19 protein-coding genes are annotated in these 22163 nt (G+C 39.2%); 15 read left to right on the top strand and 4 right to left on the bottom strand.

What is annotated here, in order from left to right:
- Window positions 1-19 precede the first annotated feature (19 nt).
- The 3 genes from FCS21_RS01115 to pedF form a co-directional block, all read right to left on the bottom strand.
- Window positions 20-1783: a PQQ-dependent methanol/ethanol family dehydrogenase gene (locus tag FCS21_RS01115; protein WP_138620144.1), complete on the bottom strand. Its 1764-nt coding sequence runs from the start codon at window positions 1781-1783 to the stop codon at window positions 20-22.
- A 303-nt stretch (window positions 1784-2086) separates the two neighbouring features.
- Window positions 2087-2977: a substrate-binding periplasmic protein gene (locus FCS21_RS01110; protein ID WP_118056065.1), complete on the bottom strand. Its 891-nt coding sequence runs from the start codon at window positions 2975-2977 to the stop codon at window positions 2087-2089.
- The gene (gene pedF / locus FCS21_RS01105; protein ID WP_138620143.1) at window positions 2967-3404 is read right to left on the bottom strand and encodes a cytochrome c-550 PedF; all 438 of its coding nucleotides are present in this window, start codon (window positions 3402-3404) and stop codon (window positions 2967-2969) included. The genes FCS21_RS01110 and pedF overlap by 11 nt, the downstream gene beginning before the upstream one ends.
- 391 nt (window positions 3405-3795) lie before the next feature.
- On the opposite strand from pedF, the gene FCS21_RS01100 reads away from it, so the two are divergent.
- From FCS21_RS01100 to FCS21_RS01030, 15 genes are all read left to right on the top strand, one after another.
- Window positions 3796-4998 (top strand): lanthanide ABC transporter ABC transporter substrate-binding protein PedA1, encoded by a 1203-nt coding sequence (locus FCS21_RS01100; RefSeq protein ID WP_138620142.1) that lies wholly within the window; start codon window positions 3796-3798, stop codon window positions 4996-4998.
- Between the two features lie 12 nt (window positions 4999-5010).
- The gene (locus FCS21_RS01095) at window positions 5011-5994 is read left to right on the top strand and encodes a YVTN family beta-propeller repeat protein (RefSeq protein WP_138620141.1); all 984 of its coding nucleotides are present in this window, start codon (window positions 5011-5013) and stop codon (window positions 5992-5994) included.
- Entirely contained in the window at window positions 5991-6722 is a 732-nt protein-coding gene (locus FCS21_RS01090) for a lanthanide ABC transporter ATP-binding protein PedB/LutE (protein WP_138620140.1), read from the top strand. Before FCS21_RS01095 ends, FCS21_RS01090 begins: the two co-directional genes overlap by 4 nt.
- Window positions 6719-7501: a lanthanide ABC transporter permease protein PedC gene (locus FCS21_RS01085; RefSeq protein ID WP_138620139.1), complete on the top strand. Its 783-nt coding sequence runs from the start codon at window positions 6719-6721 to the stop codon at window positions 7499-7501. The genes FCS21_RS01090 and FCS21_RS01085 overlap by 4 nt, the downstream gene beginning before the upstream one ends.
- Before the next feature lie 158 nt (window positions 7502-7659).
- The gene (locus FCS21_RS01080) at window positions 7660-9984 is read left to right on the top strand and encodes a TonB-dependent receptor (protein WP_138620138.1); all 2325 of its coding nucleotides are present in this window, start codon (window positions 7660-7662) and stop codon (window positions 9982-9984) included.
- 175 nt (window positions 9985-10159) lie between these two features.
- Window positions 10160-12304: a TonB-dependent receptor gene (locus FCS21_RS01075; protein WP_138620137.1), complete on the top strand. Its 2145-nt coding sequence runs from the start codon at window positions 10160-10162 to the stop codon at window positions 12302-12304.
- A gap of 67 nt (window positions 12305-12371) precedes the next feature.
- Window positions 12372-13364, top strand: a complete 993-nt coding sequence (locus FCS21_RS01070; protein WP_138620136.1) for an ABC transporter substrate-binding protein — start codon at window positions 12372-12374, stop codon at window positions 13362-13364.
- A gap of 82 nt (window positions 13365-13446) precedes the next feature.
- Window positions 13447-14214, top strand: coding sequence for an ABC transporter permease (locus FCS21_RS01065; RefSeq protein WP_138620135.1), 768 nt, complete (start codon window positions 13447-13449; stop codon window positions 14212-14214).
- Entirely contained in the window at window positions 14207-14977 is a 771-nt protein-coding gene (locus FCS21_RS01060) for an ABC transporter ATP-binding protein (RefSeq protein WP_138620134.1), read from the top strand. Before FCS21_RS01065 ends, FCS21_RS01060 begins: the two co-directional genes overlap by 8 nt.
- A 193-nt stretch (window positions 14978-15170) precedes the next feature.
- Window positions 15171-16352, top strand: coding sequence for a porin (locus FCS21_RS01055; RefSeq protein ID WP_138620133.1), 1182 nt, complete (start codon window positions 15171-15173; stop codon window positions 16350-16352).
- A 184-nt stretch (window positions 16353-16536) separates the two neighbouring features.
- Window positions 16537-17193 carry a response regulator transcription factor gene (locus tag FCS21_RS01050; RefSeq protein WP_138620132.1) on the top strand — a complete coding sequence of 219 codons (657 nt, stop codon included), beginning with the start codon at window positions 16537-16539 and terminating at the stop codon, window positions 17191-17193.
- A gap of 113 nt (window positions 17194-17306) precedes the next feature.
- Window positions 17307-17933: a uracil phosphoribosyltransferase gene (upp, locus tag FCS21_RS01045; protein WP_138620131.1), complete on the top strand. Its 627-nt coding sequence runs from the start codon at window positions 17307-17309 to the stop codon at window positions 17931-17933.
- Window positions 17934-18051: 118 nt separating this feature from the next.
- Window positions 18052-19317 (top strand): uracil-xanthine permease family protein, encoded by a 1266-nt coding sequence (locus tag FCS21_RS01040; protein ID WP_138620130.1) that lies wholly within the window; start codon window positions 18052-18054, stop codon window positions 19315-19317.
- Window positions 19318-19546: 229 nt separating this feature from the next.
- Complete coding sequence (locus FCS21_RS01035; protein ID WP_138620129.1) at window positions 19547-19987, top strand: YtoQ family protein; 441 nt, start codon at window positions 19547-19549, stop codon at window positions 19985-19987.
- A 208-nt stretch (window positions 19988-20195) separates the two neighbouring features.
- Window positions 20196-21149 carry an urea transporter gene (locus tag FCS21_RS01030; protein WP_138620128.1) on the top strand — a complete coding sequence of 318 codons (954 nt, stop codon included), beginning with the start codon at window positions 20196-20198 and terminating at the stop codon, window positions 21147-21149.
- Window positions 21150-21253: 104 nt separating this feature from the next.
- On the opposite strand, the gene panC is transcribed toward FCS21_RS01030, so the two are convergent.
- Entirely contained in the window at window positions 21254-22120 is an 867-nt protein-coding gene (gene panC, locus FCS21_RS01025; RefSeq protein WP_138620127.1) for a pantoate--beta-alanine ligase, read from the bottom strand.
- Window positions 22121-22163 lie beyond the last annotated feature (43 nt).

The raw sequence follows: 22163 nt of genomic DNA, 5'->3' as shown, positions 1-22163 counted from the left end.
GTACTATTTACACTTTATACTATTTTGGTAGTTTAAATGTCCAGACACTACCACCTTGGTTAAAGTGTTTTACCCGTTCGGCAACATCACCACCCCATAAAGGTACAGCGCCACCCCAACCAGATAGAACAGAAATGTATTGCTCGCCATCCATATCCCAAGTCACAGGAGAACCGACAATACCTGAGCCAGTATTAAATTTATATTTTACTTCACCTGTTTTAGCGTCAAGTCCTAATAAATAACCTTCAGGAGTACCGGTAAATACTAGGTTACCAGCAGTGGCAAGAACACCACCCCATAATGGTGAGTAGTTGTTATAACGCCAAATTACTTCACCTGTTTGAGGGTCTATTGCTTTTAATACACCAATATAATCTTTATTGATTGGTTTAATGGTAAAGCCCGCACCTAAATAGGCAGCGCCTTTTTTATAAGCAGTAGGTTCGTTCCAAATATCCATTTCCCATTCGTTTGAAGGGACATAGAATAGCTTGGTATCTTGACTGTAAGCCATAGGCATCCAGTTTTTGCCGCCTAAGAAAGCCGGCGCTGAAATAACAGTACTGCCTTTATTACCATCTTTTGATTTGCTTGGATCACTAGGTCTATTACTATCAATATAAATTGGACGACCATTTTTATCTAAGCCTGAAGCCCATGTTTGTTTATCAACAAACGGGAAGCCTCGAATAAAGTCACCATTTTCACGATTAAGTACATAGAAGAAACCATTTCTGTCTGCTGTTGCTGCAGCTTTAACTGTTTTTCCGTTATCTTTATAATCGAAAGGAATAAGTTCGTTTACACCATCAAAATCCCAACCATCGTGTGGTGTGGTTTGAAAGTGCCAAACAATTTTACCGGTATCAGGGTCAATAGCTAAACGCGATGATGAGAACAGGTTATCGCCTGGGCGTAAATGTGAATTCCACGGAGCAGGGTTACCGGTACCAAAAAAGAGTAAATCAACGTCAGCATCATAAGTACCACCTAACCAAGGTGCTGCGCCACCTGATTTCCACAGATCACCTGGCCATGTTTGACCTGGTTTTCCACCAGAAATACCGTTTTCAACTTTTTTACCATTTTTCCAGATATAGCCCATGTGGCCTTCAACTGTTGGACGCTCCCAAACTAATTTACCATTTTTTGCATCATAGGCTCTTACTTTACCGACGACACCAAACTCACCACCAGCAACACCGGTAATGACTTTACCTTTTACGATAATGGGTGCAGCAGTTATTGAGTAACCCGCTTTATAATCTTCAACTGTCTTTTTCCAAACGACTTTACCGGTGTCTTTATTAAGCGCGACTAGTTTTGCATCAAGCGTACCAAAGATTACTAGGTCGCCGTATAAGGCAACGCCACGGTTAATAACATCACAACAAGGCATAATACCATCGGGTAATCTTGCATCATATTGCCACAGTTCATCACCTGTATTTACGTCTATAGCATACGCGCGTGAGTAAGAGCCAGTAATGTACATGACGCCATCTTTGACCATAGGTTGAGATTCTTGACCACGTTGTTTTTCACCACCTAGTGAAAATGACCATACCGGACGCATCTCTTTAACGGTATCAATATTTATCTTATCAAGAGGGCTGTAACGTTGTCCTCTCAGGCCAAGTCCATAGGACACAACATCATTCGTTGTCATTTGGTCATTGGCAATATCTTTATCGGTCACTTCAGCATTTGCTAAGCTAGTGAGCGCTAAAGATATTGCTATAGATAATGACAATACCTTAGTTTTACCTGCTGTTATCATTGTTATTTCCTCTCGGGTTGTAAATTTGATTAAAGATATACTTCTTTATTTAGCGTCCTGCATAAGGGCAATAAATTCATTATCATCTTGTGATATGAATCAAGCATAATTGCAGGCTATATCGATGATAAAACGCCTCTATTTACTTATCTATTAATCAGCAGTAGCGTTTTTTTCATCATTTAGTATGATGAAAAAGTATGATATGTAACGCGATACCATATCAAGCGCAATGAGCCGGATTAATGCGTTGAGTTAGCTAAGCCAATCAACATGACTACATAGTCAGAGCGAGTATTACTATTATTTGCTAACCGAATACAGTTCTGGCATTTGGTAAATAGCATTGTACTGTAAAAATATTTTCTCCATGACACCTTGCTTTACCATGTCGTTGACAATGTCCCCAACGGCATAACCTAATTGGCGATAGTCACTTTTAACGGCCATACCTATATCCCATTGCTGTGTCCCTATCATTGGAAAAGCATTTTTTGCTAACTGGTAAGAAGGGGAGGCAAGCTTATGCTGATAATGACTCACTTGGCTTCGTAGCCCCATGACAGCATCAACCTTATTTTCATCCATGGCTGAAATAGCTAGTGCTAGTGAACTAAATTGTTTTGTTTTATTCCTCATTCGACCGTTGAAAGCAGAGATAAGGTAAAACTGTGGGATAGAATCAACTTCAACACCAATGTTATGGTATTGGAAAATAGCCATGGTGGTCACTTCTTCAATTTTTTTAGTATTGAAAATTATTTTCCATGATTCAGTATGATAAGGAGCGAACATATGTACTTGTTGATGGACTCGTTCACCAAGGTCGTCACGTAATTGAGTGTACTTTGTATCGTAAGGCACTCTAAGCATTAAATCAGCGATAGTGCGTTTAAGGTAATGTCCTTTCCATAGATTATTACGTAAGTCATCTTCAACATTTTCATCAGCGGTTACCCACCTAAAACGCAGCGTCACACCTAACGCTTTAGCAATATGTTTGGCGACTTCAATATCAATACCTTTTGGTTCACCATTTTCTTGGTATGAAAAAGGAATGAAATCGCTATAAACGGCAACGGTAATCTCATTACTTTCGATAATGTCATCATAAGATCGGGCAAAAGCTGTTGAGCAAAAAATGCTACAACAACTTAGCCACAAGATTAGCGTGTATAAAATGCTACTTTTCACTGACTGACTCTAACCAAGTACGAATAGACCAAAGTGCTTCTTGATTTAAATGTTCGGTCATTTTTGGCATGTAAACAGCACCGTTACGTACAGCGCCATTTTGTACACGATAGATATACCACTCATCGCCATCAAAATCTGCCGGTAATTTACGTAAATCAGGTGCGATACCGCCAGAGATACCTCCTAAGCCGTGACAGCGAGCACAATTTTGATTATAAGCAGAAGCACCAACACGCAATATCTCAGTGCGTATATCACCTTCTTCCGTTCGGTAAGGATTCATATCTGCCCACTCTTCCCCTAAGGTTGGCAATGTTGAGGTGTTAATTGCTTGTGGGGTAACAGGGCCATGAGCTGATATACCAAATGAACATATTGATATTAATGCAATTAAATGGCTGCGGGCTAACTTAAATTTTATCATGGCTGTATACCTTATCTCTTTTATTTTCGTGATAATGATGGTGCTTAATTTAGATGAGATAATCATAACGAGGTTAACTAATAGCAAGAATTGTACTTAGCGCGGTTAAGTCTAGTCCTTTAGTATGAATTTAACGGGGTAAAATCATTTTTATAAACTTATGTTTATATAAATCAAATGCTTATTGTTTTTTGTGAGAATAAACTTCTTTTTAACTTTTACACCTTTTTCTATATGATTGAGACATAAACTCAACTTCAGCGTAGCTTTTTACCTGGTTTTTTAAGTCGTTTCTTAAGTTGAGTAGCGCGACTATATATCAAGACACTCATCATATTAAGATGGCTGTGTCATTAGCTAGTCATAGTGTTTTATTATTTTTGGGGTCGCCATGTTTAAAAACATTAACGTTAAAAAGCTTAACAAGTATTTAGCAAAAAGTATTACTGCTTCACTGTGCTGTTTTTGTCTTAGCGCTTTGAGTGCAATGTCCGGTCCAATGACGGTTGATATAAGCTATGTGAAGTTAGTACAGCCAGAACAGCCGGGAGTCTCTAGTCTTTTTAAAAAACCAGCAAATAGTGGTTACTTAGGAGCTAAGCTGGCGATTAATGATTCAAATACCACGGGAAAATTTTTAAATCAGCACTTCAGTATAAATAACTTTATAGCCACTAACGCAAGCCAGTTTTTAGGGTATGTAAATAAAGAATATCAACAGGGACGGCATGTTTTTATTATTGACGCACCGTTAGCACAATTAGTTGAAGTTGATCGTTGGGCGAAAAACAAGCCCGTGTTGCTATTCAATGTGAGTGAGTCTGCAGACGTATTACGCCATAATCAGTGTTTAAGCTCCGTCTTTCATACCGTCCCAAGCGATGCGATGAAATCTGATGCACTTGCCCAATGGTTACTTTATCGACGTATGAATAAAGTGTTATTAATTAAGGGTAATAAAGTTGAAGATGCTAATTTAGCGACGTCATTTAAACGTGCGGCAAAACGTTTTGGTTTAAAGGTGATTGAAGAGAAACAATGGGACTTTAATACCGACCTTAGACGTAGCGCACAACAAGAAATTCCTTTGTTTACGCAAACCTTACAAGATTATGATGTTGTTTATGTTGCAGACAAATCAAAAGCGTTTGCTGAGTTTTTACCTTTTAATACCTACTTACCACGACCTGTTATCGGCTCTGCTGGTTTGGAAGCATTAGCATGGCATAGTGTGATAGAGCAGTGGGGAGCAACTCAGCTACAAAACCGTTTTATTTTGCTAGCTAACAGAAAAATGAATGAGCGAGACTTTGCCGGTTATCTTGCGGTACGTAGTGTTGCGCAAACAGTCCATAAAATTCATTCCAATAAGAGTAAAAAACTCATCGAATATATTAATTCAGCAGATTTTGAATTGGCGGCGTACAAAGGGCGTAAGTTGAGTTTTCGTCCTTGGAACCTACAATTGAGAATGCCGTTGGCGTTGGTGCAGCCTCATGCTTTGGTATCGCAGTCACCGCAACCGGGTATGCTTCATCCCACTACTGAACTTGATACGCTTGGCTATGATATTCAAGAATCTCAATGTAAATAAGGTTTACCATCAATGATAAAATATAAATTACTTTCTAACTTAGTAAGTTTAGCGCTTTTGCTTAATGTTACTGCAAGTTACGCCACTGAATTTGCTTATGTGACCAATGAAAAGGATGACAATATTTCGGTTATCGATTTAAGTCAGAATAAAGTCATTAACAACATAGCGGTAGGGCAACGACCTAGAGGCATCATTTTGAATAAGGATCAATCACTTGCTTATATTTGTGCGAGTGATTCCGATAGGATCCAAATATTGGATCTAGACACTGAGCAGATCATTGGTGAGTTACCTTCTGGTGAAGACCCTGAAACCATAGCTTTACACCCAGATGGTAAAATCATGTATACGTCGAATGAAGACGATGCCTTACTGACGGTCATTGATATTAAAACCGCTGATGTTATCGCGCAAGTAGAGGTGGGTGTTGAGCCTGAAGGCTTAGCAGTAAGCCCTGATGGCGAAATTGTAGTAGTGACGTCAGAAACAACCAATATGGTGCATTGGATTGACACCAAAACCCATAAAAACTTTGCTAATACCTTAGTCAGTGCTAGACCAAGGTCAGCTAAGTTTACCAAGGACAGTAAATACTTATGGGTTAGCTCTGAAATTGGCGGTACGGTAGTGATACTTGATGTGGCTACGCAAAAAATTATTAAAGAGTTTACTTTTGATATCCGTGGAATTCATCATGATCGTGTTCAACCTGTTGGTATTGAATTAACAAACGATGGGCAATATGCGTTTGTCGCATTAGGGCCTGCCAACCATGTCGCTGTTATAGATCGTAAAACAATGACAGTTGAACAGTATTTATTAGTTGGCCGTCGTGTGTGGCAACTTGCTTTTAATCATGATGAAAGTCAGCTATTAACGACAAACGGTGTCAGTGGTGATGTGTCCGTGATTGATGTTAAGCGCTTGAAAGTGACAAAGTCAGTGAAGGTGGGTCGTTACCCATGGGGCGTAGTGATACGTAATGTGCCATGAACATTGTTACCAACGAGCTCACTTTCTATTATGGTAAAAAATTGGCCATTGATAGTCTAAGCTTGACTCTTAATAGTGGTTTTAATGTTTTGCTCGGTCCTAATGGTGCAGGAAAAAGCACCTTATTTGCCATGCTAACAGGTCTTTATCAGGCTGCATCCGGCGCTATTAAGATCAATGGTTATGACTTAACTCTTGATAGATCTAACATTATGAAATCTATGGGCGTTGTTTTTCAGCAAAGCACATTAGATGTAGATTTATCGGTTAAGCAAAATTTAACTTATTATGCCGCGCTACATGGTATTTCATCAACGCAAGCACTGGATAATATCAGTGATATTTTGGCTCAGCTGCAATTAACAACGCGACTTAATGATAAGGTCAGATCGTTAAACGGAGGACACCGTCGCCGTGTTGAAATTGCCCGCGCGTTAATCCATCAACCCAAAGTATTATTACTTGATGAAGCAACGGTTGGTTTGGATATTGATAGCAGAAAAATGATCACCGAATATGTCGGTTCACTTTGCCAACAACGGGGTATTTGTGTGTTATGGGCAACGCATTTAATTGATGAAATTGCTGATGATGATCAATTGATTATTATCGATGAAGGAAAAATTAAAGCACAGGGGCTTAGCGCTGATTTATGTAAAAAACATAAGGTTGTCGATGTCTATCAGCTTTATCGTACGTTAACCTCAAGTACGGAGATTAGCCGATGAACAACCGTTATCTTTCTTGTTTTAATGGCATTGTTAAGCGTGAGCTTTTACGTTTTTTTCAACAACGTTCGCGTTTATTAAGTGCATTAATTAGACCGCTACTGTGGCTGATTGTTTTTGCTGCCGGCTTTAGAGCGGCCTTGGGTGTTTCTATCATGGAGCCTTATGGCACCTATATTACTTATCAACAATATATTACCCCAGGACTTTGCTGCATGATCATTTTATTTAATGGGATGCAAAGTTCGCTTTCTATGGTTTATGATCGTGAGATGGGGAGCATGAAAGTATTATTGATGAGCCCCTTACCTCGGCCTTTTTTATTATGCTGTAAGTTAGTTGCCAGTGCCTTGCTATCACTTTTACAAGTGGTTATCTTTTTACTTTTTGCTCAATTAGTTGATGTTGATATTCCGCTTATGGGCTACGTTAGCGCAATTCCTGCTATTTTCTTAATTGCTTTTTTTCTTGGTGCGTTAGGGCTTATGTTGTCTAACTTGATCAAACAATTAGAAAACTTTGCTGGGGTGATGAATTTTGTTATTTTTCCTATGTTCTTTTTGTCGAGTGCTTTATACCCCTTATGGAAAATGCAAGAAGCAAGCCTTTGGCTATATTGGCTTTGCCAGTTCAATCCCTTCACTGCTTGTGTTGAATTATTACGGTTTGCTCTTTATACACAAGTAAATATTATGGCCTTAACAACCGTGTTAATCGCGACAGGTATTGCGTCATTTTTTGCTTTGATGAGCTTTAAGCCGTTACATGGCGGTAAGTAGGGAATTAGCCATACTTTAGTATGTTTTTACAGAGTATTTTTTCAATTAAGTATTTGTAATTGTTTGTTTTTATTTTTTATTGCTAACTTTGTCGGTACTACTATTTGAGTTAACTATCAGTATACTTTAACGATTAAACTTTCAGTTGGTCATTATTTGTGAAGCATATCTTAACCCTTATTGTTCTTTGTACCGCACTGCCTGCACTAGGGCAGGATGTTAGTGATATTGAAAAAATTGGTGTCTACGGGCAAACGCCACTATCTTATCGTTCTGTTGGTGAAGAGAGTGCTTTTGGTAGTGTTCAAACGATCACTGCCCAAGCACTCGCTCAATCACAAGCCATTTCCTTAGCTGAGCATATGAAAAATCAGCTGGTGAGTTTGCATATAAATGACGTACAAAATAACCCCTTTCAACCAGATGTTCAGTATCGAGGCTTTACTGCTTCTCCGTTATTAGGTTTACCTCAAGGGATCTCTGTTTATGTAAACGGGGTGCGCTTTAATGAGCCCTTTGGTGATACGGTTAACTGGGATCTTATTCCACTGGCGGCACTGGATACTGTTGCGTTATATTCAGGCTCTAATCCTGTTTTTGGTCAAAATACCTTAGGTGGAGCGCTAGCGCTGCAAACAAAAAGCGGTTTTACTTTCTCACATAATGAGCTTGAAGCTCGTATGGGCAGTTTTGGGCAGCAGCAATTTACCGTGCAATCAGGCGGTAATAAAGGGCATTGGGGCTACTATATTGTCGCTAATAGTTATCAAGAGGATGGCTGGAGAGATTATTCTGACAGTGAGTTACAGCAGATGCTGGCAACGCTCTCTTATGCTAGTGATGTGCGTAAAATCGACGTTACTTTTTCCGCTAATAATAACGAAATGCTTGGCAATGGTGCGATTCCTGAGCAACTTGCTGAACTGGCAAGTCGCAGTGCTATATACACTCAGCCAGATCAAACTAATACTGACTTTCAACAGTTTAGTATTAAGGCAGATAATATTATCAACGATAATATGTCGTGGCAGGCAAATGCTTACTATCGCCAAAACGAAATTAATAGCATCAATGGCGATGACAGTGATTATGAAGAGTGTGGGTTTGGTTCGCGTTATAGTTTGTGTGAAGAAGCTGATGATGGTGCCTTAGAGCGTGTTCATTTTGTTGGTTATGATGAAGATATTTGGCTAAGTGATGTCAGCGATATTGATGCTGATGATGTTGATGGTACTTTTAATACCGGCTTCACTGATAGTGAAAGTTATGGTGGCGCACTTCAATATGTGCAATTAAGTGTTTACGACACGATCAATAATGAGTTTATTTTTGGCTTAGGTATGGACCAAGCGGAAATTAGTTTTAAAAGTAATACCGAGTTTGCAGTTCTTCATAATGGCTCTATCACTGATGATCGCTCGGTCACCGGCATTGGTTTGTTTGATATGGAGTCAAGAGTCAATTTAAAGGTAACAACGAAGCAGCATTACCTCTATTTTTCAAACACGACGTCGTTAACTGAGCACTTAACACTTAATCTCGCTGGTCGTTATAATTATGCTGAGGTGAGTATGAGGGATCAAATAGAGACGGGTAAAGGATCGCTTAACGGTGAGCATGTTTTTCATCGGTTTAATCCCGCTATTGCGATTAACTACTCATTTAACTCAAACTTAGCATTAAAGTTAAGTTACAGCGAGTCTTCACGGACACCGAGCCCTGCTGAGTTGAGTTGTGCAGATGAAGAGGATCCTTGTAAGTTACCCAATGGCTTTGTTGCTGATCCGCCGCTTGAGCAAGTTGTTGCAAAAACAACAGAAGCCTCCTTACATTATACTAAGCCAACATTTTCTGCCTTGGCGACAGTCTTTTCAACATTAAGTTATCAAGATATTATTTTTCAACAGGCCGGTCAAAAATCTAATCAAGGTTACTTTATCAATCTTGATAAAACTCAGCGCCAAGGACTAGAGCTAGCGCTTAACACACAACTGGGGAGTGATGTTGATTTTGGTGCTAGTTATAACTTTCTTAAGGCAACGTTTGAATCTCCTTTTATTGCTTTTAGCCCGGTTAATCCATTAGGCCCAAATAGACAAGTCAAACCAGGGGATAATATCCCTGGACAGCCTGAACATCAGTTTAAATTTCATCTTGATTGGCAGCTTAACGATCAGATCAATGCAGGCACAGAATTTTTATATGCCTCCTCTTCTTACTATCGCGGTGATGAAGCGAATGAAAATAAAAAAATATCGTCTTATGCCGTGACGAATATTTATCTAAGCTATCAAGTCAATGAACAACTTCGCTTATCCGCAAAAGTTGATAATTTATTTGACCGTCATTTTGATACTTTTGGTACCTACGGCGAAGCCGATGAAGTACTCGGGGAGATATATCCTGATACTGACTTTGAAGCGTACTTTGTTGGCCCTTCAAGACCGCGTGCTATTAGCGTAAGTGTTAACTATCAGTTTTAACTTTTCTTGCTAACTAGTTGTTTTAACAATTGGTACTCTGCTTTTAATTAACCCAAGTTAAATAACGCTGGCGTTACTAAAAGAGGGTGATAGTCATACTAAAGGAGGAAAGTAATGTTGTTATGGTCAGCATAGGATCGGCTTATGTATTTTGTCTCACGTAAAGAGCAAATTGATGTATCAACAATATTATTCTGTTTATCTTTCTTATTTAACGCTATCACTAAGTGGTTTTTCTGGGGTTTTACTCGCAGATGATACAAAAGTTGCACAAGTAGACTTAGCGACGACTGAAATTATTGTTGTCACCGCTAGCCGTTTATCATCCAATTTACTGAATACCTCTGGTAATGTTGAGCGTATATCAGCGCAAGATATTAATAGCGTTAGTGCGGTTCACCCAAGTGAGATACTCAACCGTGCTACCGGTGTTCATATTCAAGCGAATAATGGTATGGAATCTCTGCCTTCGCTACGTTCTCCGGTATTAACTGGACCGGGAGCTGCCGGCGCTTTTTTATTTCTTGAAGAAGGTATTGCTACGCGATCAGCAGGTTTTGCTAATAATAATGCTTTGTCAGAACTTAACCTTGCACAAGCAAGTGAAATAGAAGTCATTAGAGGACCTGCAAGTGCTGTTTATGGCTCTAATGCAGTACATGGTGTTATTAACGTATTAACTAAAGCACCTAGTGATGAGGGTGACGTATCATTACTTTTTGGTCCCAATAAACGCTATCAGCTACAAGGTACGCTAGGTCGTGAAATGGGCGTTCATGGCTTTAGTAGTAATTTTCAAGCAATTGAAGAGGACGGTTATCGAGATGATAGTGGTTTTACCTCCTTTAAAGTTAATGGCAGACATGATTATGAGCAGGGCGTTGATAAAGTTAGCACTCTGATTTCAGGCTTTGTATTGGATCAAGATACCGCTGGCTTTATTTCTTCTAGTGATAACGGTAGTGATTGTTATCGTTCAGATTATGACGATGATAAGTTATATAAAGATCGCCAAGCAATGGAAAAGAATTGTGATGATGATGCCTACCGCCAGTGGTCGTCATTGCGTATCGCGACCAATTGGCAGCGCCTATTAAGTACTGATACGCGGTTTAGTATTACCCCTTACTTTCGTATTAATCAAATGGAGTTTCGTCAGCACTATCTACCGTCAGAATCGATAGAAGAAAATAGCCATTACAGTGTCGGCATAGTCAGTAGCTACTATTGGCAAATAAACCCCACTCTTGAGTTTGTCATGGGAGTTGATGCTGAGTGGACTGAAGGGGCGTTAACCGAAACGCAACAAAAGCCAGACAGCTTTAGTTTTGGCAAAGCTCGACAGCAAGGGATCCACTATGATTACCAAGTTGATGCCGTAACCGTTGCACCCTATGTTCAAGGAGATTGGCAGGTGAATGACTTGTTAACCTTCACCGCGAGTATTCGTTTTGATGCTAGCGAATATCGTTATCGCAACTTAGTTGCTGACGGTATTACTAAAGCAGACGGCACTGATTGTGTTAATAATTCTAATGATGCGGTGCCTTGCTTATATCTTCGACCAAGTAATAGTGATGATCAATTTAACAATACGAGTACTAAGTTTGGTTTTAATTATCAATTAGCTGATGAAACCGCATTATTTGGCGGATGGTCACAAGGATTTAGGGCGCCACAAACGACAGACTTATATCGTTTGCAAAATCAGCAAGTCGTCGGTGAAATTAACTCAGAAGAAATGAACAGCACTGAGATAGGCTTGCGCGGTATCAATGACAAGTTTCAGTATGAGGCGGTTATTTATACGATGACTAAAAACAATTTTTTCTTTCGTGATGCACAAGGCTTAAATGTCACTGATGGTAAAACGTCACACCAAGGACTTGAGCTAGGGGTAAATTACGAACTGAGCGACACTATCAATTTGGCTATTAATTATAGCTATGGTGAACATACCTATAAATTCGATCGTCCAAGCAGTGGTGTAGTCGCAGGTAACATTATTGATACTGCGCCTAAACATCTTGCGAATACCCGACTAAAGTGGCTACCAACAACCAGTACTAGCCTTGAATTAGAATGGTTACATCTGGGCGACTATTATCTAGACCCTGATAATGAACATGAATATAGCGGACATAATTTATGGCAACTTCGAGGTGCGATTATCATCAATAAGCAGGTTAAATTATTGGCGCGTATTGAAAACCTAACCGATGAAAAGTACGCCAGTCGAGCTGACTATGCTTTTGGTTCTTATCGATTTTTTGGTGGGCAACCACGCGCGATGCACGTTGGCGTGAAGGTTGATTTTTAGCATTCGTTAAATGGTTATTACATGAGTGAACGCGGATATAACGCAAAATGTTAGTAAGGTAATCAATATGAATAAATGGTTTTGTAGCATAGTGCTCTATTTTTTAGTGTCTTTTAATGTCAATGCTTTGCCAGAAGTTCGTGTTGGCGTTTTAAAGTACGGTACGGTTAACTGGGAAATTGATGTAATTAAACATCATCAGCTAGATAAAAAATATCAGTTCGAGCTAAAGGTAACATCGTTATCTAGTAAGAATGCGTCTTCGGTCGCCTTACAAAGTGATGCGGTTGATATTATTCTTAGCGATTGGCTTTGGGTTAACCGCCAGCGCTTTGATCAGAGAATGTACACAATGTTTCCTACCTCTATGGCGACCGGCGGGCTTTATATTTCGGCGAGTTCATCAGTAAAATCTTTAACCGATCTTAAAGGAAAAAAAGTCGGTATTGCTGGTGGTTCAGTTGATAAAAATTGGTTGCTATTACAAGCCTATAGTCAAAAAAAGTACGGGTTTGACTTAAAAAATCAAGCCACTCCTGTGTTCGCTGTTCCGCCACTCTTAAATCGATTAATGCTACGAGGCGACTTAGATGCCGCGATTAACTTTTGGCACTACAACGCTAGACTTAAAGCAGCAGGCTACAAATCATTAGTGACAGTTCCTCAAATGCTCACAGAATTAAATATTGAAGGACAAATACCGTTACTAGGTTGGGTATTTGATCAACAGTGGGCTAATAAACATCCTAACGCGTTAACACGGTTTTTGCAGGCCTCAGCTGAAGCAAAAAAAATCTTATTATCGTCAGATAAAGAATGGCAACGTATTCGCCCGTTAATAAAAGCTGAAAATAGTGAAGTGTTTACCTTATTAAAGAAAGATTATCGAGCAGGCTTGTTAAGAGAGTTTGGTCATAAAGAAATCGCGGCTAGCCAGCGAGTTTTCGAGATATTAGCTGAACAGGGAGGACGTGCGTTGGTTGGTAATGCGACGGCATTAAGTCAGGGAACCTTTTGGCATAAAGATACGCTGGAAAATATTGCGAATACTATTCAATAAAATACTGCTCAGTAAGTTGTTTTTAAAATGTTGTTATAGCCAAGTGGTTAGATAAGAAATGTTCAATAAAGGTACTTTTACCATGATATTACCAAAGCATCTAGTGTCATTTTTATTAGTGCGGGTCGGTATAGTTGTTGCCTTATCTGCATTATGGCAAAGCATGGCATGGTTAATTGCCAGTCCAGACTTTCCTTCACTGTATAGCGTGATAAAAAGCGTCCAGTTTCACTTTAATGAAGGTGATATGGTTAATAATATATTGATCACCCTCAGACGTGTATTACTTAGCTTTATTATTGCCATGTTGCTTGGGGGCATCATTGGTATAATGATGGGGGTTAATAGCCTTTTTAATAAATTGACTGACTCCTTGCTCATTATCATGCTTAATATTCCCGCCTTAGTGACTATTTTGCTTTGCTATATTTGGTTTGGTTTAGTTGAAGCTGCAGCCATTGCCGCCGTTGCTATTAATAAGATCCCTACGGTAGTGGTGATGATTAGAGAAGGAACACGAACGGTTGATAAAGATTTATTAGCGGTGGCTAAAATTTACAAACTATCCGCCACTAAAACCTTCTTTTCGGTATTTTTACCCCAGCTTTATCCTTTTATTATCGCTGCTGCGCGTTCTGGTTTATCTTTGATTTGGAAAATAGTCCTAGTCGTTGAGCTGTTAGGGCGAAGTGATGGCGTAGGTTTTGCGTTAAACACCTTGTTTCAATTCTTTGATATTGCAGGAATTCTTGCTTATACCTTTGCTTTTGTCATGATTATTTTACTCATTGAAATTTTGTTTTTTAAACCCTTTGATAAACTCGTTGCAAGAGGAGCTTGTGGTGATTGAATTAAATGTCGCTATTAACAATAAGTATTATCCTAATAGTCAACAAGCTGTTTTAGCACAACTCGACTTTACGGTTAAGCCCGGAGAGTTTGTTGCCATCATTGGGCCGTCAGGCTGCGGAAAGTCTACTTTGCTCAATATGATTAGTGGTCTTGAAGACTGTTCTGGGCAGCATATTTCGTATAATGAAAGAGCTTCTCAAAAGTATGGGGCTAATGATAGCGGTGTTAATAATCAGAGTCATCAGCTCGGTTATATTTTTCAACAACCTCGATTAATGCCGTGGCTTACGGTAAAAGAAAATATTGAGTTGGTCTTATCACCTAGCCAGTACCACAAAATTGATGGTTTGTTAGCACAAGTCGGCTTGGACAATAAAGGTGGCTACTTTCCTAGTCAATTATCTGGAGGTATGCAACGCCGGGTAAGTATTGCTCGTGCTTTTGCCATCAACCCACAACTGTTACTATTAGATGAACCTTTCAATTCTCTTGATGCGCCTACGGCAGCTCGGCTACGACAATTACTGCTTGATTTGTGTATACAAAGGGGCACTACCGTGGTGTTTGTTACTCATGATTTATCCGAAGCCATTTACTTAGCTGACCGGATTATTTTTATGAGTCACTCGCCCAGTACTATTGTTCATCAAGCTATTGTCGATTTACCTAAACCACGCAAAGAGTCAGGGGTAGCAGAACTCAAATGGCAAGCACAATTGCTAGTAAAGTATCCTCATTTACTTGCGGGACGTATTGATTAATTTTTCTCGTTAATTAATTTACCTAGTTCATAAGACAAACATCTCGCATTTATCATCCCTGATCCCACTAAAGTAGTAAGCCTTATGTATACGACTAAGTGATAAGGCATTTAGGTAAGTCGGCTCATTTTTTTTTATGGCAATGGTTTTATCATGGTGAGACTAACTATAATGATAAAACGGGAAGCATGAAATGACTAAACTATTTAAATTAAGCCTAATAACAGCCACCTTAACCATGGCAGCATTTAACGCCAATGCCACGGTTGAAATTTACGAAAAGGATGGCATGTCATTTAGTACTGACGGCCTAGTTAACGTGTTCTACTCTAACAGTTCAATTGATGAAACAACTGCAGCAGGCATAAAGTCAGACCATACACAATCACGCGTTCGTACTGGTTTTTTACCAAGTAATATTGGTTTTAATTTTAGTAACCAATTATCAGATATCAAAATTGGTATGCGCTCTTCTTTTTGGGTTTCTCTTAGTGATACCGACAATAATCGTGATGAATCACCTGCTGATTTAGGGACAGGATCATTAGTCGATGTTCGTCAATTTTATGCCACGGTAAGTGGTAGCTGGGGCGAAGTCTTACTTGGTAAAGATTTTGGTCTATATAATCGCGCCAATATTCTTGGCGATGAATTATTACTTGGTTTTGGTCAAACGTCTGAGTTTTTTGGTTTAGTTGATGGTAACAATGTCTCTTTTGGTAATATCGCTACGGGTTATACTTACCCAATGCCAAAGTCACAAGTTACTTATAGAACGCCTGAAATTAACGGCTTTAAATTAGCGGTTGGTATTATGGATCCTAATAAAGTATCAAGTGACTCCTCTGAAGAGCTACCACGCTTTGAAGCTGAGCTAATGTACAATACTAGTTTTGATGATGATACCTCATTAAAAGCTTGGGTTAGTGGTGTCAGTCAATCAAGTGAAGTAAATGACGTTAAACAAAATCAATCAGGCATTGGTTATGGTATTAATGTTATGTTTTCAGGCGTGTCATTAACCGCTTCTGGTTATAGTGCCAAAGGTTTAGGACATGTTGCCGGGTTAGATCAAATTGTTGGACCTGACTCTATTGAGTCGGATGGTTATTTAGTTCAAGCGGCATACACTATTGAAGATAACCGTTTTGTCTTAACCTACGGTGAGTCTGAAACGGCCAATGCAGGTAATGTTGACGTTGTTGGTATCACTGGCGATGCAGTGCACAGTAATACTGGGGTTGCTTACTTTAGAACTGTTCGTCCAGGAGTAACCTTGGTACTTGAATATAATAATACTGAAGTAGATGCTACTGACTCATTAAGAGCAGAAGATAATGACACCTTCTCAATTGGTGCTGTGGTAACATTTTAGGTCGTTTTTAGCACTGTCTATTAATCACTCATAACATCGACAAAACAAATATCCGCTTTTAGCAAGCGGGTATTTGTTTTTTATACTAAAAAAGGACGAATTTACATCTATTGAATGATTAACTAATAGCAAATAATCTGTTATGTTTAATTAGTTCACTTTATTTCATAACGGTAGTTAATCTATGTATAACATTTTAGTAGCAGACGATCATCCGCTGTTTAGAGACGCCATTGTTAATATTATAGGCATAAAATTTCCGGGATCGACCACTTATGAAACCGAAGATGTTGACTCAACACTTGCTTTTGTTAAAGACAATGATGACGTTGATTTGATATTGTTAGATTTAAATATGCCAGGGATGTTAAATCTCAACGGATTATTAGACTTACGCAATCAATGTCCGACAACGCCTATTGTCATTGTTTCTGCAGAACAAGAAAAGCAAAAAATTCTACAAACTATTTCTTATGGCGCGGTTGGTTTTATCGCGAAATCCTCTTCAAAAGATATGATAGCTGATGCACTAGAGAGTATTTTTCAGGGAAATGTTTATTTACCTGCAGATATTATGCGTTCGCAAGTTAGCACAACAACGAGTCATGAAAACCAAGCATTACCTGAAAAAATCTCCTTATTAACACGCCGTGAATTAATTGTCTTGCAGCATTTAACTAAAGGGGAAGCGAACAAGAAAATAGCCTTTAATTTACATATCTCAGAAACCACCGTTAAGTCTCATGTATCATCCATTCTTAAAAAACTCGGTGCCAGTAATCGAGTCAAAGCCGTACTTGGCTGTAGCAATATTGATTTTAATCACTATTTGAAGCGTTAGCAGTTGTTGTTAGTAAAACACTGAAAAAAGTCACCGCATATCATTAAAAATAACTCTAATATTTTGCCGATTTATGTAAAAATAAGGAAATTTTACTCTGCGGAATATAGAACATGTCAGTATACGAAATAAAACACCCACTGGTACAACATAAAATTAGCTTAATGCGTGCCAAAAATATGAGCACTCGTAGCTTTCGTCAACTATCCGCTGAAGTGGGTAGTTTATTAACTTATGAGGCGACTAAGAATCTTGAGTTAGAAGACTACAAAATGCAAGGTTGGGATGGCGAGTTAACAGGTCAGCGTCTTGTGGGTAAAAAAGCCACGGTAGTGCCAATTTTACGTGCTGGTATTGGTATGTTAGATGGTGTGTTAGAGCTAATGCCTAGTGCAAAAATTAGTGTGGTTGGCCTTTATCGTGATGAAGAAACACTAGAGCCAGTGACTTATTTTGAAAAGTTAGCCGGTGACATTGAGCAACGTATGGCGTTAATTATCGACCCTATGTTAGCAACGGGTGGTTCAATGAACGCGACTATCGATATCTTAAAAAAAGCAGGCTGTACCGACATTAGAGCCTTGGTGTTAGTTGCGGCGCCAGAAGGCATTGCAAAAGTGCAAAATGCCCACCCGGATGTTGATATTTATACGGCTTCTGTTGACGAGCGTTTAAATGAGCAAGGTTATATTATTCCTGGGCTAGGTGATGCAGGCGATAAAATATTTGGTACTCAGTAATTTCTTGCGGTATTACGAACTACACTCGCTTGAGCGTAATACCTTCCTTGTAATACGTTTCTAATAATCCCCTGAATCAATAACTATATTAATCGTTAACCAAATAAGTGAACACACCATGTCGGAAAACTCTCTAAGCCAAAGTAGCTTTACTCAATCATCTTGGCGTAATGCTCTAGCCGGCCTACAAATGTTATTTGTTGCTTTTGGCGCACTCGTTTTAATGCCATTACTTACGGGGTTAGACCCAAGTGTTGCTTTATTTACTGCGGGTATTGGTACTATTTTATTCCAATTTATTACCAAGCAACAAGTGCCATTATTTTTGGCTTCTTCTTTTGTTTTTATTGCGCCAATAGCGTATTCAGTGCAAACCTGGGGTATTGCTGTCGCAATGGGGTCGTTATTCGTTACGGGTCTAGTGTATGTGTTGATTGCTGCTATTGTGGCATTACGTGGCGTTGGCTTTTTACACAAGCTAATGCCAGCGGTAGTCACCGGACCGATTATTATGGTTATTGGTCTTAGTCTTGCTCCGATGGCGGTTAATATGGCGATGGGTAAAACCGGTGATGGATCTGCGGAGCTTTTTCCTTATGCGGATGCACTAATTGTGTCGATGTCGGCCTTAATTACTACTCTGTTAGTGGCAACATTAGGTAAAGGTATTTTACGTTTAATTCCTATTATGGCAGGTGTATTCGTCGGCTATATTATGGCGGCTATTATGGGCATGGTAGGTACTGAGGCTATCGCGTCAAGTGAATGGTTTGCTATACCTAATTTTATCACCCCTGAGTTTAATTTAATGGCGATTCTTTTTATGTTACCTGTTGCTATAGCGCCTGCTATTGAGCATGTTGGTGATATTATTGCTATCGGCAGTGTTACGGGTAAAGATTACACCAAAAAACCTGGTCTACATCGTACGCTACTTGGCGATGGCCTAGCTACTTCGTTAGCGGCGTTATTTGGTGGACCACCTAATACCACGTATTCAGAGGTCACTGGGGCAGTAATGCTGACCAAAATGTTTAACCCGCGTATTATGCTGTGGGCGGCTGCTTTTGCCATTTGCTTAGCCTTTGTCGCTAAGTTTGGCATTGCCTTACAAACCATCCCAGCACCTGTGATGGGAGGTATTTTGATTCTTCTTTTTGGATCGATCGCCGGTGTAGGCATGAACATTTTAATAAAATCTCAAGTTGACCTTACCGAACAACGTAACTTAGTGATTGTTTCTACGACACTGATTTTCGGCATTGGTGGTATGGCTATTGGCAATGAAGATTTTAGCCTAACAGGTCTTAGTTTGTGCGGCTTAGTGGCTATTGCGTTAAATGCTATTTTGCCAAAAACTAGACTTGAAAAAGTGACTGAGTAACAGCCTAGTTATTATGATTGAAACGGCCAACGATGGCCGTTCACTGTAGCAGCTAAAGGTGTGAGTGTATTGAGTTTAAATAAGACATTTAATTCTCTGCGGATTACCTTTAACTTTATCCCGCATCGTGGGACGTGATTTAAACAGATAACTATATTGAATAACGATAATTACTGTATTATTGCTACAATAAAGCTTGAGCTAAATATAAATAAAATAGGATTTAATCATGAAATTAGAAGTATATCTTTCCGGTGAAATTCATACTGATTGGCGCGAAAAAATCATTCAAGGTTGTCAAGACAACGATTTAGATATCGTTTTTACTTCAGCCAATACAGATCACGAAAGTAGTGATAGCGCCGGCGATCATCTTGGTGCTCAAGATCAACAATTTGTTCGCGATAACCAATCTGCTAAAGTTAACGCGATAAAAATTAAAACGTTAATAGAGCGTTGTGATATTGCTATTATCCGTTTTGGTGATAAATACAAACAATGGAATGCTGCTTTTGATGCCGGTTATTGTGCTGCGTTAAGTAAGCCTTATATCACGTTACATAGCGAAGATATTGTTCACCCATTAAAAGAAGTTGATGCCAGCGCACAAGCTTGGGCTACGTCGGTTGAGCAAGTGATCACTACGTTGAAATATATCAGCGATAAGTAGTAAAAAATTATTTTAAAAATAGCGTTAACTGGTTAAAATGCTAACCACTACAACCTCTGTAGTGGTTAGCTATACCGATTTATTGACTTAAGTAAATCGGTCTTAGATTTATAGTATATTACTCGCTTCAGTCTGGCCGTTACATTGCAGCTAAAGTTTTTTATTTATCTGTTACTACCGCTAGTGACTTATTGGTCAATAAACACTCATGAACAACCCACTTGAGTACTTTACGAAAAGTATTCTTCATAGCTCTGCCCAGATCATGCTGCAAACAAACTCAGTTGCGGGCATCCTTTTTTTAGTTGGTATTGGCATCAATTCGATGATGATGTTGTTAGGCTGTATGCTGGCAATTTTGTCTAGCTTAGCCGCGGCTAAATTACTCCATTACAATGGTGAAGCCATACAAAAAGGCTTTTATGGTTTTAATGCTGCACTGGTTGGTATTGCGGTATTTTATCTGTTACCTGCTAACTTAACGGCTGTTTTCTTTGTTATTTTCGGCGGTGCTTTATCAGCAGTGATAATGCACTTTATGATCACTAAAATCCCTGCTATTCCAGCGTTAACAGCTCCTTTTATTCTGTCAGTATGGTTAATCGTGCTGATAATAGATTTCGCTGGTATAGATTACGCGGGTGTAGAGGTATTAGTTGAAGTCTTGCCTAAAACATTTGTCGCCCCCAATTCTTTATCATTTATAGGCTCCTGGTCACTGATTGATTTAATACGAGGTGCTTTTCGTGGTATCGGTCAAGTAATGTTTCAAGACAATTGGCTTTCAGGCGTTTTGTTTTGCTGTGCTTTACTGGTGAGTTCTTATAAAACCGTATTATGGGCAATACTGGCGTCACTTATTGGCTTGTTAGTGGCAAACTATTTAGATTTTCCTCAAGAGAAAGCGGTGATGGGACTTTACGGTTTTAATGGTTGTCTTGTTGCTATATCACTTGCTAACTATTACACACAAAAGTACTGGTTTATTATACCGGCTATTTTGTTCTCTGTGCTGCTCACCAGGGGGTTAGAACAAGTTACAGTAGTTGCCTTAACAACGCCTTTTGTACTTACTATTTGGCTGATTGTTGCACTGGCTAATGTAAAGTCTTTGTTTGATAAAAAGCGTAAAAGCAAAAAAAAAGTCATTGCTAATAGTTAATCATTATTAGCGAAGAGTGATTGGAACTAGCTAAGCTCTTCGCTATCGGCTTGCTTAATTCAAACTAAGCTGCTTTAAATTAAGCAGCTATAAGCTAAGTAGTTTTAAGCCAAGCTTATTTGTAAGTTATCAATTAAGCGCGCTTTACCGCAATGTGCTGCGGCTAAAATCACTAATTGCGTGTCACCCTCACTAGCTGGCTGTAAGGTTTGTGCCTGACAAACATGCAAATAATCCGTGTGTAAACCCGCGGTATTAATTTCTTTAGCAGCCTGTTTAGATAAGCCAATAAAGTCAATGCTATCAGCGTCAGTAAAATCCGCTTTAATTTTTTCGGCTAACCATTGTAAGTTCTTCTGGAGCGCAGGGGCTATTGCTTTTTCTTCAGCGGTTAAGTAACCGTTACGAGAGCTTAACGCTAAACCACTATCTTCCCTGATGGTAGCTACCGGTATAACAGTGATTGGCATTGATAAGTCTTCAACCATGGTTTGAATCACTTGCACTTGTTGATAATCTTTTAAACCAAAGCAAGCAATATCAGGTTGTACTAAGTTAAACAGTTTACACACGACAGTAGCCACACCGCGAAAGTGACCTGGGCGACTTTCACCGCAATAACCTTCAGATACGTTAGGTACTTCAACAAAACTTTGTTTAGCTAGGCCTTTAGGATAAATAATGTCAGGTGTTGGTGTGAATAATAAGTCGGTACCCGCAGCCGTTAACTTTTGTTGATCATCAATCATGGTACGCGGATAGCTATCAATATCTTCATTAGCACCAAATTGCATTGGGTTGACAAAAATACTAGCAACAATTTTATCAGCATGCTTGTGAGCTTCATCGATTAACGAGATATGACCTGCGTGTAAGTTACCCATAGTAGGTACAAAGCCTACCGTTAAGCCTTGTTGACGCCAAGCCGTTACTTGTGCTCGTAATTCACTAATTTGACTAACTGTTTTCATACATTAATTTTACCGTTATGTTGTAGGCAAGCGTTATCTTTGC

It is taken from the genome of Colwellia ponticola (assembly GCF_005885605.1).
GTDB classification, from domain to species: Bacteria; Pseudomonadota; Gammaproteobacteria; order Enterobacterales; family Alteromonadaceae; genus Colwellia; species Colwellia ponticola.
This window is presented reverse-complemented; position numbering and strand designations above follow the sequence as displayed.